Raw genomic sequence first — 12,713 nt, 5'->3', positions numbered from 1 at the left:
GGCACGCTTCTGCTCTGACGGCTGCTGGGACAGGATGATGCCCACGCTCAGGCCGAGGAATTCGTACAGGGGGCGCATCCAGTTGGCATCACGCTCAGCCAGATAGTCGTTCACCGTCACCGCATGCACCCCCTCACCGGACAGCGCATTGAGGTAAACAGGCAAGGTGGCGGTCAGGGTTTTACCCTCACCGGTACGCATCTCGGAAATACGGCCTTCATGGAGCGAAATACCGCCCATCATCTGGACGTCAAAGTGGCGCATCCCCATGACCCGGGTAGAGGCCTCGCGGACGACCGCAAAGGCTTCCGGTAGCAGCTCGTCCAGTGACTTGCCTTGTTGATAGGCTTCCCGAAATTCCCGGGTCTTGAACTGCAGATCCGCATCGGTCAGTTGTGCCAGCGCGTCCCCGTGGCTGTTGATCGCTTCCACCAGCTTGCCCATCCGCTTGAGCTCGCGATCATTCTTGGTGCCGATAATTTTTTTTACGATGGTACCGAGCATAAAACTTCCGCTTCTGTATGAGTTAGACCTGCTGCGTCAAACGCAGTCAGGCATCAGGACGAGGCGCCGGCCATAGAGGCCAAAAGGGCTGAAAGCCCCGTCCATACTCCTCGCCAACCGGTGGCAGCAAGGAAAGGTTGAGACGCAAGACACAGGCAAAGGTCTCAGGAAGACTCCGCTATCAGACAGGGTCCGTGTGGAGCATCCCCCAAAAGAGAGCCATTCTAAACACAATAGTCTGGAGAGATAAGGTGGTATTCGCGGATATCAAGGGGAGACCACAAAAAACGGCCCCGGTGGGGCCGTTTTTTATAACTATCAGCGTCTTGCGCGATAGATGTAAGGCTGTGGATTGACCTGGGCCCCGTTCTTGAGGACCTCATAATGGACATGGGGTCCAGTGGAACGGCCGGAATTGCCCACCTTGGCGATCACATCACCAGTGCGAACAATTTCACCTGGCTCCACCAGCAACTCCAGTGCATGACCATAGCGGGTAGTGATGCCATTACCGTGGTTCACCTCAACCATCTTGCCGTAGCCAGACTTCACTCCGGAGAAGGTGACCACCCCGGAACCCGTGGCCACGATCGGAGTGCCTTCCTTACCGGCGAAGTCGACGCCCTTGTGCCAGGCCACACGCCCCGTGAAGGGATCAGAACGACGGCCGAAGCGACTGGACATCCAGCCCTTGCTCAGAGGACGCCCAGACAGCCAGGTCTGGTCCTCGATCTGCTTGTCGGCTAACAGGTCTTCAAGAATATCCAGCTGACGCTCACGGCGCTCCAGTGTTTCCGCCATCTGGTCAACGGCTTCCATGAAGGAAGGCAACTCATAGCTGGTGCCTTCATCAGCCGATTCCGGACCACCCAGGCCCGGCACCGTGCTGAAATCAAATTCGTCACTGCCCACGTCGGCAACTTCCACCAGACGCTCACCCAGCGCATCCAGACGCACCAGACGAGCCTGAGCCTGAGCCAGTTTCAGGGTCAGGGCACGAAACTGCTCCTGACTCAACTGATCCAGCTCAGAAAGAGCTTTTTCTTGCTCATTGAGTTGATCAGCGAAACGCGCGGTCATTAAAGGTGTATATTCGGGCTGGTCACCAACGTGGTAAACCAGTTGGTAAGCGCCCACTCCGATCAGCGCCGGCAACAACACAAATACCGCCGCCAGCAGCCAGGGCCAATGCCTTGGAACCGGTAGAGTGCGGGAATGGCCGCGCTTGCTGTTAATGACTATGATGTTCATATCGTTGAGTAACGCACAAGTTAGTTAAAGCTAACGCCAATTTTTTCAATAACTTACGCCAGCTTCTTAAAATAGTTTTTCATAGCTGGCAGGCTAGTCTATGAAAAACCCATGAGCAAGACAACTTCGCCCAAAGCGTTTAAGGCCCTGCTAAGTGGTAATCGCATTCTTGCAGAGCTCGCCAAACAGGCCCGGAAAGCGCCAGCTACCGAGGAGCAGGACCCTCGAAACTGCCTGCCTCCAGCCCTGCGTGACCGGGTCACGCTGGTGCGGGATCAGCACCGCTGGCTGGCCCTGGTGGAAACCAGCGCCACCGCACAGCTATTGCGCTTCCACCTGCCCCGCCTGCAACAGGCACTGCCTGGTGAGCAGGTCAAGATTGTGGTTGGCGGCAAGCGCCAGCCACTGACAGCAGGACAAGCCCAAAACAACCAAAGCAATTACCAGGCCAAAGGGCCCGTAATGAGTCGTGAAAGCGCCGGACACATCAAAGCGCTGGCGGATGATATTGATGACGATGCACTCAAGGCATCGCTACTGCGACTGGCAAGCCGCTGGGAATCTGATTAATACCAGGAAGGGTATCAACTTAACAACGTGACAGGCCCGAAGGGTGCCAGCCGGCGGTGGGAGAACCGCCGGCCGGCAAAAGGGCTTCGACGTGGCTGGCCTTATTCGGCAGCAGCCAGCACCGGGCGCATGTAAGACACCGGTGCGTCAGTGGCATCCTCAAAGGTCACCACTTCGTAGGAGTCCTCCTGACGGAGAATCTCCCGCAACAACGCATTATTGAGGGCATGGCCGGACTTGTGGCCAATGAACTCGCCAATCAGGCTGTGCCCGAGCAGATACAGGTCGCCAATGGCGTCCAGCATCTTGTGTTTGACGAACTCATCCTCATAGCGCAAGCCGTCTTCATTGAGGATACGGTATTCATCCACCACGATGGCGTTATCCACGCTGCCGCCCAGTGCCAGGTTCTGGCTGCGCAGAAACTCGATGTCGCGCATGAAGCCGAAGGTCCGTGCCCGCGCCACTTCCTTCACGAACGAGGTCGTGGAGAAATCGATGCTGGACAGCTGGTTACGGTCTTCAAACACCGGGTGATCGAACTCGATGGAGAACGTCACCTTGAAACCATCGAAGGGTACGAAAGTTGCCGTTTTGTCGCCCTCTCGCACCGTCACTTCCTTCTTGATGCGAATGAACTTCTTGGCCGCTTCCTGCTCCTTGATACCGGCAGATTGCAACAGGAAGACGAACGGACCGGCACTGCCATCCATGATCGGCATTTCCGGTGCGGACAGTTCCACAAAGGCATTATCAATGCCCAGGCCCGCCATGGCGGACAGGAAATGTTCCACAGTACCGACTTTGACGCCATCCTGAACCAGTGTCGACGACAGGGTGGTCTCACCCACGGCATCTGCCGCCGCCTTGATCTCAACGACCGGGTCCAGGTCCACACGCCGGAACACGATACCGGTATCCACCGGTGCCGGGCGAACGGTCATGTAGACCTTCTCGCCGGTGTGCAGGCCCACGCCGGTGGCGCGGATCACATTTTTCAGTGTACGTTGTCTGATCATCAGTCTGTCACACAGCTGCGGGTATCCTGAAGGATACCGCTTTCCTCAACACAAAATTAGGGCGCGATTATACTCCAACTCCCTGATTTTGCACCAATGCGGAGCCACCGTTAGTCGGCCTGGCGACGCAGGAAGGTCGGAATATCAATGAAATCCAGATCTTCCGCGGTATTCACCGCCTGTTGACCACGGCCACTGGCTGCCTGCTGGGCAGCGCGCTTGCGCTCTACCGCAGGGCGATCCAGGTCACTGTAATCCACCCGACCGTCGGCAGCGACAGGGGTCTGACGCCCGCGCACCACTTTTAGTTCCTGATGAGCAGCACCCAGACCGGTGGCAACCACTGTCACACTGATGCTTTCGCCCATATCCGGGTCGATGGCGGTACCAATAATCACGTTGGCATCGTCTCCCGCCAGCTCACTGACGATCTCACCCACTTCGGAGAACTCGTCCAGAGCAATGGACTCGTTGGCGGTGATGTTCACCAGAATACCGCGTGCGCCACGCAGGTCCACATCCTCCAGCAGCGGGCTGGAAATAGCAGAACGGGCCGCTTCAGCAGCACGGTCTTCACCGCTGGCGGTGCCAGAACCCATCATGGCGGTACCCAGCTCGCTCATTACGGTGCGTACGTCGGCGAAATCCACGTTGATCATGCCGGGACGAACGATCAGGTCAGCAATCCCCTTCACCGCGCCCTGCAGTACATCGTTAGCGGCCTTGAAGGCGTCCAGCAGGCTGGTGGAACCACCCAGTACAGACTGCAGCTTCTCGTTGGGGATGGTGATCAGGGAGTGGACGTGCTCTTTCAGCTCCTCGATACCTTCCTGGGCAGAGCGCATGCGCTTCTTGCCTTCGAACGGGAACGGCTTGGTCACCACCGCCACGGTCAGGATTCCCAGCTCCTTGGCGATTTCAGCCACTACCGGGGCCGCCCCGGTACCCGTACCACCGCCCATACCTGCGGTCACGAACACCATGTCAGCACCGTCGAGCAGCTCGGCAATGCGATCACGATCTTCCAGAGCGGACTGGCGACCGATGTCCGGGTTAGCACCGGCACCCAGGCCCTTGGTCACCTGGCTACCCAGCTGAATCACGGTTTTGGCCTGCGCGTTGCGCAGGGCCTGGGCATCGGTGTTGGCGCAGATGAAATCCACTCCTTCCACACCGGAACGCACCATGTGATCGACGGCATTACCGCCACCACCACCAACACCGACTACCTTGATTACTGCGCCATGCGGCACGCTGTCTTCCAATTTGAATTGCATGGTTGATCTCCCGTTTTGCATCCCTGTTTACTACTTGTTTCACGTCGAATGTCCCGGTGGTGTTACGCGGCCCGGAACCGCCGCTTGCGCCTATTGAACGCTGGATGCCTGATGCTCGACGCCTGACGCTTTGGCGGCTTTGCCGCCGGGTTTTAGCGTCCGGCTTCGGGCGTCTGGCATCCGGCGCCCCTTAAAAATTACCCTTGAACCAGCTCTTGAAACGCTCCAGCCAGTCCACCTGACCGCCACCGGATTGCGCCCGGGGGCTGCCACCTTCCTTTTCCATGCGCTGGCCGTACAACAGCAGGCCCACAGCCGTGGAGTAGATAGGATTCTTGACCACATCAATCAGACCCGAAATCCCTTGCGGGCTGCCCAGTCGAACCGGCATGTGAAAAATTTCTTCCGCCAGGTCCACTGCACCTTCGATCTTGGAGGAGCCCCCGGTAAGCACGATGCCTCCGGGAATCAGGTCTTCGTAACCTGAACGGCGAATCTCGGCCTGAACCAGCGTGAACAGTTCGTCGTAACGCGGCTCCACCACTTCCGCCAGGTTCTGGCGGCTGAGCGTGCGCGGCGGACGGTCACCCACGCTGGGCACCTTGATGGTTTCATCCGCACCCGCCAACTGGGTCAGGGCGCAGGCATACTTGATCTTGATCTCGTCGGCGTGCTGCTTGGGGGTCCGCAGCGCCATGGCGATGTCGTTAGTCACCTGGTCACCGGCAATCGGAATATTGGCGGTATGACGAATCGCCCCTTCGGTGAAGATGGCAATGTCCGTGGTACCGCCGCCGATATCCACAATGCAGACGCCCAGCTCGCGCTCGTCTTCGGTCAATACCGCATGGGCACTGGCCAGCTGCTCGAGAATGATGTCATCCACTTCCAGATTGCAGCGGCGCACGCACTTCTCGATGTTCTGGGCCGCGTTGACCGCACAGGTCACCAGATGCACCTTGGCTTCCAGACGCACGCCACTCATGCCAATCGGCTCGCGCACGCCTTCCTGGTTGTCCACCACGTATTCCTGAGGCAGCACATGCAGGGTTTTCTGGTCGGCCGGAATTGCCACAGCCTGGGCTGCGTCGATGACCCGGTCGATATCGGCCTGGGCCACTTCTCGATCACGAATGGCGACGATGCCGTGGGAGTTCAGGCTGCGAACGTGGGAGCCCGCAATACCGGCGTAGACGGTATGAATATGGCAGCCCGCCATTAACTCGGCTTCTTCCACAGCACGTTGAATGGAACGTACGGTCGCTTCGATATCCACCACTACGCCTTTCTTCATGCCCCGGGAGGGCTGTGAACCGATCCCCACAATCTCCATGGTGCCATCGGCAGTTGTCTGCCCGACGATGGCCACCACCTTTGAGGTGCCAATGTCGAGTCCGACAATCATGTTTTCAGTTGCAGTTGCCATGTCACCCTTTCTCCTGTTGCTCGCCCCAGGTCACCGCCATGCCGTCTGCGTAACGCAGATCGACGCGAGTCACCTGGCGACTGTCCGTGCTCAGTACACCCCGATACAACCGCACAAAGCGGCGAAGTTTGGTGGTGTATTGCTCACGGTCGACCACCAGTTGCATATCGTTATCCAGCGTCAGACGCGCGGTTAGCCGTGCGTTGACGTCCATGCTGCGAATGCCCAGATTCACATCAGCCAGCATCTTTCCCATGCTGTGATAGAAGCCCATGACTTCTTCCAGCCGTTGTTTCGGGCCATTCAGGTGCGGCAGGCCCGTCAGATCGTATTGCTTCAGTGCCTTGAACGGTTCGCCGCTGTCGGAAATCAGCACCGTCTCATTCCACACCGCCACCGGGCGCCGCTCACTAACGGTCAACACCACGGTATCGGGCCACTGGCGACGCACTGATACGCCCTGCACCCAGCTCAGCCCTTGTGCCTGCTGGTAAATGTCCTCCAGCGGCACGGAAAAATAATTTTCATCCCGAACCAGTGCCGCCAACGCGGTCTGGATCTGCTGCTGACGGCGCACATCAGTCACACCATCAACCCCCACCTTGCGGATGGGATACCCGTCCAGCAGTGCCGGCAGGTAGATCACCCCAAGCAACAACACCAGGGCTACCGTGCCTACCAGCATCCACGGCACGGCGGCAGACAGGCGCTCGCGCAGAGGAATCCCCGCTTGCTTCACCGGCTTGCGGCGCGCGCCCCGGGGCGTGGCGGCCTGTTTAGCCACCGTTGCTCTCCACCGTGTTCAGCGCCATTAGCAGGATTTCTCCTACCAAGGTGTCAAAGTCACGCCCAGTCGCCTTGGCAGCCATGGGCACCAGGGAGTGATCGGTCATCCCCGGTACGGTATTGATTTCCAGCAGCTGCCAATTGCCCTGTTCATCGCGCATCACATCCACGCGACCCCAACCTCGACAACCGGCCACCCGAAATGCGCTCAGCGCCAACTGACGGATCGCTGCTTCATCCTCGTCATTCAGTCCGGCCGGACACAGATACTCGGTGCTGTTGGACTGGTACTTCGCCTCAAAGTCATAAAACGCATTGGGCGTCTTCAAACGAATCGCCGGCAGGGCTTCATCACCCAGCACCGCCACGGTGTACTCCGGCCCATTGACCCAGGCTTCCACCAGCACGTCAGAATCAAATTTGCCCGCTTCCTGCAATGCCTGGGCCAGCTGCTCGGCGTTATCGGCCTTGGCCATACCGATAGAAGAGCCTTCGTGGGCAGGCTTGATCATCAGTGGAAAACCCAGGTCTGTTTCATTACGACCGGCCACATAGAACGCCGGAGTCGGCAGACCTGCGCCCTTCCACAACTGCTTGGTGCGTACCTTGTCCATACCGATAGCTGAGGCCATCACTGCCGAACCGGTAAACGGAATGCCCAGATGCTCCAGTACTCCCTGGATCACGCCGTCTTCGCCACCGCGACCATGTAGCGCAATAAAGGCCGCATCGAACCCCTTCAGCGCATCCACGCTGGTTTCCGTCGGGTCCACCAACTCGGCAATCACACCCAGGTTACGCAGAGCCTGGTGCACTGCGGCGCCACTCTTGAGGGATACGGGTCGCTCAGCAGATTTACCGCCGGCCAGTACCGCTACCCGGCCCACATTGGCCAGCTTCTGTTTCAGCAGCACCTTATCCACGCTTGGCGCCTCCCTGTTCGGCCAGTTCTTTAGCAATCGCCCCCACGTTGCCGGCCCCCTGGGTCACCAGCAGATCACCGTCCTGCAACTGGGTGGCGAGGATGTCGGCAAGCTTGGCCGGGTCATCCACAAATACGGGCTCCACCCGACCGCGCTTGCGAATGCTGCGGCACAGGGCACGGGCATCCGCGCCCGGGATGGGCTCTTCGCCGGCAGCATAGACTTCCAGCATCAACAACACATCGACCCCGGAAAGCACTTCCACGAAGTCCTCATAAAGATCCTGGGTACGGGTGTAACGGTGCGGCTGAAACAACATGGCCAGACGACGACCAGGCCAACCCGCACGAATGGCGTCGATGGTCACCCCCACTTCGCTGGGGTGATGACCATAGTCATCCACCAGCGTGGCGCTGCCGCCTTCGAAGTGATATTCGCCCTGCACGTCAAAGCGACGGCCCACACCGGTGAAGTTATTCAGGCCACGGACAATGGCGTCATCATCCGCGCCTTCATCAGCAGCAACGGCAATGGCGGCAAGCGCGTTAAGCACATTGTGTTTGCCAGGCATGTTCAACTTGATATCCAGTGGCTCGCCTTCCTCGCGAATCACCCGGAAGTACGTGGTCATGCCCTGCTGCTGGACCTCTTCTGCACGCAGGTCTGCGTCTTCGCTGAAACCATAACGAATCACCTGGCGGTTCACCCGTGGCAACAACTTGCGCACCACCGGGTCATCCACGCACATCACCGCCACCCCGTAGAACGGCAGGTTGTGCAGGAATTCGATAAAGGTATTTTCCAGCTGGGCAAAATCACCACCGTAGGTGTGCATGTGATCCGCTTCGATATTGGTGACGATGGCGCTCATCGGCTGCAGGTGCAGGAAGCTGGCATCAGACTCATCCGCTTCTGCTACCAGATAGCGGCTCTGGCCCAGGCGTGCATTGGTACCTGCGCTATTCAGTCGACCCCCGATCACAAAGGTCGGATCCATGCCCGCTTCTGCCATGATGGCGGCGGTCATCGAGGTAGTCGTGGTCTTGCCGTGGGTGCCAGCCACCGCAATGCCGTGCCGGAAGCGCATCAGCTCCGCCAACATCTGCGCACGGGGCACTACCGGAATCCGGCGCTGGTGAGCTTCTGCCACTTCCACGTTTTCGGTGTTGACCGCGGTGGAAGTCACCACCACGTCAGCACCATCAATGTTCTCGGCTCGATGGCCAATTTCCACTCGAACACCCAGGCCGCGCAGACGCGCCACCACGGCCGATTCCTTGATGTCGCTGCCGCTGATGGCATAGCCCTGATTGGCCAGCACCTCGGCAATACCGCACATGCCCACACCACCGATACCCACAAAATGAATACCGCGGATGCGACGCATCTCCGGAACCGTATGGATGTAATCGTTATCGGCCATTGGCCACCTCCTGACACAGGGTGGCCGCGCGTTCTGCACTGTCAGCCACTGCCTGTTCACGGGCCCGCTGCGCCATCTGCGCCAGCGCACCGCGTTCTGCAACCGGTTTCAAAATGGCAGCCAGACTGGCTGCACTCAGTTCCTGCTGGGGCAACAACAGGGCGGCGCCCTTGTCTGACAGCCAGCGGGCATTCAATGTCTGGTGATCATCCACCGCAGTGGGCAGCGGGATGAACAGGGCCGCCACGCCAGCTGCCGCCACTTCAGCCACGGTCAGCGCCCCGGCCCGACAAATCACCAGATCTGCCCAGCTGTAGGCTTCCGCCATGTCTTCAATAAACTCACTCACCTGGGCATTGACACCCAGTGCATCGTAGATCGGCGCCGCTTCAGCGGTACGTCCGGCACCACACTGGTGGCGCACCTGAATGTCATGACCCAGCACGGCCAGCATCAATTCCGGCAGATCCTGGTTCAGTACCAGTGCCCCCTGGCTACCACCCACTACCAGTACCCGCAGGCCACCCTGGTGACGGGCATACCGTCCTGCAGGCTCATCAATAGCGGCAATTTCGACGCGAACCGGGTTACCCACCCAGCAGGCATCACGCTGACCGAAAGCACCGTCGAACCCTTCCAGGGTCACTGTGGCCATCTTCGACAACAAACGATTGGTCAGACCCGGTACGGCATTCTGCTCATGCACGACCACCGGCACCTTGCACAGGCGAGCGGCCAAACCACCTGGGCCACTGGCAAACCCGCCGAAACCCACCGCCAGCACAGGCTGATGCTGACGAATCAGCTGGCGCGCCTGCAGTACCGCACGAAGCAGATTGAAGGGGGCCGTCAGCTTGCGCTTAAGGCCACCACCGCGCAGGCGGGATACAGACAGTTCGGCAATGTTGTATCCATGACGGCGCACCAGCTTGCCTTCCATGCCGTTCTCAGCGCCCAGCCAGAGAATATCGAAGCCACGCTCACGCAGCTGATCCGCCACAGCCAGCGCCGGGAACACGTGGCCGCCAGTGCCACCGGCCATGATCAGGACAGTACTCATCGTGCCGCCCTCCCTCTGGCCTTGAGCTGCTCGGCTTCCGCTCCGGCGCGCAGGATCATGCCCACCATCGCCGCTGAAATCAGCAGTGAAGAACCTCCGTAGCTGATAAACGGCAGGGTCAGGCCTTTGGTGGGCAACATGCCCATGTTGACGCCCAGATTGATAAACGCCTGGGAACAGAACACAAAGGCACAGCCATACACCAGATAAGCGTGATACAGGAAACCACGCTCCTCCAGCGAGTGACCGAGACGAAATACCCGCCAGCCCAACAGGATGAAACCGCTGATCAGGGCAATGTTGCCCAGCAGGCCCAACTCTTCCGCCATCACTGCATAAACAAAGTCCGTGTGCGCTTCCGGCAGATAGAAGAGCTTCTGCACACTATTGCCCAGACCCACGCCGGTGAGGTGACCACGGCCAAAGGCAATCAGGCTCTGGGTCAGCTGGTAGCCGGATCCGAACTGGTCCGCCCAGGGGTCTGTAAACGTCATCAAGCGCGCCACCCGATAGGGCTCGGCCACCGCAATCACTGCACCGAGGGCCACCGCAATCAGGCCAATCAGCAGGAAACGCAGAGTCGGCACCCCGGACAGGAACAGCATGCCCATGGCGGTAATTCCCAGCACCACCACTGCACCGAAGTCCGGCTCCAGCAGCAGCAACAGCATCAGCACAGCCAGCAACCCCAACGGCAACAGGAAGGCTTTCCATTCGTTTTCCAGCGCCGCTTTGCGCTCTGCCACGTAACCGGCCAGGTAAAGCACGAAGCACAGCTTGACGATTTCCGAGGCCTGAATGGTCAGGCCAGGCAAAGCGATCCAGCGAGTAGAACCGTTCACACTGCGCCCCAGCCCCGGCACAAACACCAGCACCAGCACCACCACGGCGACGGGCAACATGAAGAAACGCAGGCGCTCCAGCAGTGCCAGCGGCACCGCGTAATAAACAAACGCCCCCACACCCAGCCCCAACGCCAGATAGATGCCATGACGCAGTGCATAGTAGAACGGGTCGCCAAGGCGGGTTTCGGCGATCTGCAGACTGGCCGAAGACACCATCACCAGCCCGGCCAGCGCCAGGCAAATTGCTGTCCACAGCAGCGGCTTGTCCACCCCGCTGCTGTCCAGCTTCAGGATCATGCGCTCAGTCATCGCACACCTCCTGAACCCGGCGGATAAAGTCATTACCGCGATCGGCAAAGCCCTTGTACATATCGAAAGACGCACAGGCCGGCGACAGCAGCACCGCATCGCCTGGTTGCGCCAGCGCATAGGCACGGTCCACCGCGGCCTGCATGTCAGCCACCAACTCGCAGGGGGCGGCAGACATGCCCTGCGCCAGCAGGGAACGATCTTCGCCCATCAACAAACCGGCACGCAGATACTGACGCGCAGGCTCTGCCAGCGGTGAAAAATCCTGACCCTTGCCCTGACCACCGGCCACCAGAATCACCTTGCCTTCAATGGACTCACCAATGCCGGTCAAGGCTGCCAGGGTGGCCCCCACATTGGTGGCCTTGGAGTCGTTGAACCAGCGTACGCCGCCCTTTTCAGCCACCAGCTGACAGCGGTGCTCAAGCCCGGTGAACGCTTTGACTGTGGCCAGCGCCTTGTCGCGATTCAGCGCCAGCGCATCACTGATCGCCAGTACGGCGAGAATATTCATGGCGTTGTGGTGACCGGTCAGCGCCAGATCCGACAGGGACAACAAAAGCTCCCCACGGCACAGCAGCTGCCCTTTTTCACTATCCAGGCGGTAATCCGCCTCAGGATGTGCACCAAAGGTAATCTGCCGCGGCACACTCTCCGGGGGGCGAGTGGCCAGATCATCGCGGTTCCACACCGCCACCTGGCAACCGTCGTAAATGCGCTGCTTGGCTGCCAGGTAATCCGCAAAACTGGCGTAGCGATCCAGGTGGTCCTGGGACACATTCAGGATGGTGGCGACATCTGCGCTCAGGCTGTAGGTGGTTTCCAGCTGGAAACTGGACAACTCAAGAACGTACAGACGCGCGTCATCGTTAAGCAGGTCCAGTGCCGGCACACCCAGGTTTCCGCCGATCCCCGGGTTCATGCCACAGGCATCCGCCACCTGACCCAACAACGTGGTCACCGTGCTCTTGGCATTGGAACCGGTAATGCCGACCAGCGGCTCACTGGCCGCACGGGCGAACAACTCCACATCACCAATGACTTCCTTGCCCTCCACCACTTGCTCGGCAATGGCCGGAGTAGCCACGGCGACCCCGGGGCTGACGATCAGACGGCTGGCTTTCTTCATCCAGCCAGACTTGAAACCACCGGTGTGAATCTTCACGCCAGGGAACTCGGCCTGCAGGGCCGCAAGACCGGCTGGCTCGGCGCGGGTGTCCAGCGCACGCACAGGCATCCCCTGATCCGTCAGATAACGGATCACGGAACGCCCGGTGACACCCAGGCCAATAACCAGATCAAAGCCGTCTTTCGCCATGC

Annotated in this window: 11 protein-coding genes and 1 pseudogene; 1 reads left to right on the top strand and 11 read right to left on the bottom strand. The window is 59.5% G+C overall.

Annotated features, from left to right (window positions below; genetic code table 11):
• Window positions 1-504, bottom strand: a pseudogene (secA, locus tag GFN93_RS17190) (preprotein translocase subunit SecA); the annotation flags it as partial.
• 318 nt (window positions 505-822) lie between these two features.
• Window positions 823-1,755 (bottom strand): M23 family metallopeptidase, encoded by a 933-nt coding sequence (locus GFN93_RS17185; RefSeq protein WP_153502522.1) that lies wholly within the window; start codon window positions 1,753-1,755, stop codon window positions 823-825.
• 111 nt (window positions 1,756-1,866) lie between these two features.
• On the opposite strand from GFN93_RS17185, the gene GFN93_RS17180 reads away from it, so the two are divergent.
• Window positions 1,867-2,325 (top strand): hypothetical protein, encoded by a 459-nt coding sequence (locus GFN93_RS17180; RefSeq protein WP_153502521.1) that lies wholly within the window; start codon window positions 1,867-1,869, stop codon window positions 2,323-2,325.
• Between the two features lie 101 nt (window positions 2,326-2,426).
• On the opposite strand, the gene lpxC is transcribed toward GFN93_RS17180, so the two are convergent.
• The 9 genes from lpxC to murD form a co-directional block, all read right to left on the bottom strand.
• Window positions 2,427-3,344 (bottom strand): UDP-3-O-acyl-N-acetylglucosamine deacetylase, encoded by a 918-nt coding sequence (lpxC, locus tag GFN93_RS17175; RefSeq protein ID WP_153502520.1) that lies wholly within the window; start codon window positions 3,342-3,344, stop codon window positions 2,427-2,429.
• 110 nt (window positions 3,345-3,454) lie between these two features.
• On the bottom strand, window positions 3,455-4,621 hold the full coding sequence (gene ftsZ, locus GFN93_RS17170; RefSeq protein ID WP_153502519.1) for a cell division protein FtsZ: 1,167 nt from the start codon (window positions 4,619-4,621) through the stop codon (window positions 3,455-3,457).
• Window positions 4,622-4,811: 190 nt separating this feature from the next.
• The gene (ftsA, locus tag GFN93_RS17165) at window positions 4,812-6,047 is read right to left on the bottom strand and encodes a cell division protein FtsA (protein ID WP_153502518.1); all 1,236 of its coding nucleotides are present in this window, start codon (window positions 6,045-6,047) and stop codon (window positions 4,812-4,814) included.
• Window position 6,048: 1 nt separating this feature from the next.
• The gene (locus GFN93_RS17160; protein WP_328594864.1) at window positions 6,049-6,831 is read right to left on the bottom strand and encodes a cell division protein FtsQ/DivIB; all 783 of its coding nucleotides are present in this window, start codon (window positions 6,829-6,831) and stop codon (window positions 6,049-6,051) included.
• Window positions 6,824-7,756 carry a D-alanine--D-alanine ligase gene (locus GFN93_RS17155; protein WP_328594863.1) on the bottom strand — a complete coding sequence of 311 codons (933 nt, stop codon included), beginning with the start codon at window positions 7,754-7,756 and terminating at the stop codon, window positions 6,824-6,826. Before GFN93_RS17155 ends, GFN93_RS17160 begins: the two co-directional genes overlap by 8 nt.
• Window positions 7,749-9,179: a UDP-N-acetylmuramate--L-alanine ligase gene (murC, locus tag GFN93_RS17150; RefSeq protein WP_153502516.1), complete on the bottom strand. Its 1,431-nt coding sequence runs from the start codon at window positions 9,177-9,179 to the stop codon at window positions 7,749-7,751. The genes GFN93_RS17155 and murC overlap by 8 nt, the downstream gene beginning before the upstream one ends.
• On the bottom strand, window positions 9,169-10,239 hold the full coding sequence (murG, locus tag GFN93_RS17145) for an undecaprenyldiphospho-muramoylpentapeptide beta-N-acetylglucosaminyltransferase (RefSeq protein WP_153502515.1): 1,071 nt from the start codon (window positions 10,237-10,239) through the stop codon (window positions 9,169-9,171). Before murG ends, murC begins: the two co-directional genes overlap by 11 nt.
• A complete protein-coding gene (gene ftsW / locus GFN93_RS17140) occupies window positions 10,236-11,393 on the bottom strand; it encodes a putative lipid II flippase FtsW (RefSeq protein ID WP_153502514.1) in 1,158 nt (385 codons plus the stop codon). The genes murG and ftsW overlap by 4 nt, the downstream gene beginning before the upstream one ends.
• The gene (gene murD, locus GFN93_RS17135) at window positions 11,386-12,711 is read right to left on the bottom strand and encodes a UDP-N-acetylmuramoyl-L-alanine--D-glutamate ligase (RefSeq protein WP_153502513.1); all 1,326 of its coding nucleotides are present in this window, start codon (window positions 12,709-12,711) and stop codon (window positions 11,386-11,388) included. The genes ftsW and murD overlap by 8 nt, the downstream gene beginning before the upstream one ends.
• Between the last annotated feature and the right edge of the window lie 2 nt (window positions 12,712-12,713).

Origin of the sequence: Alcanivorax sediminis, from assembly GCF_009601165.1 — a bacterium.
Classification (GTDB): domain Bacteria; phylum Pseudomonadota; class Gammaproteobacteria; order Pseudomonadales; family Alcanivoracaceae; genus Alcanivorax; species Alcanivorax sediminis.
This window is presented reverse-complemented; position numbering and strand designations above follow the sequence as displayed.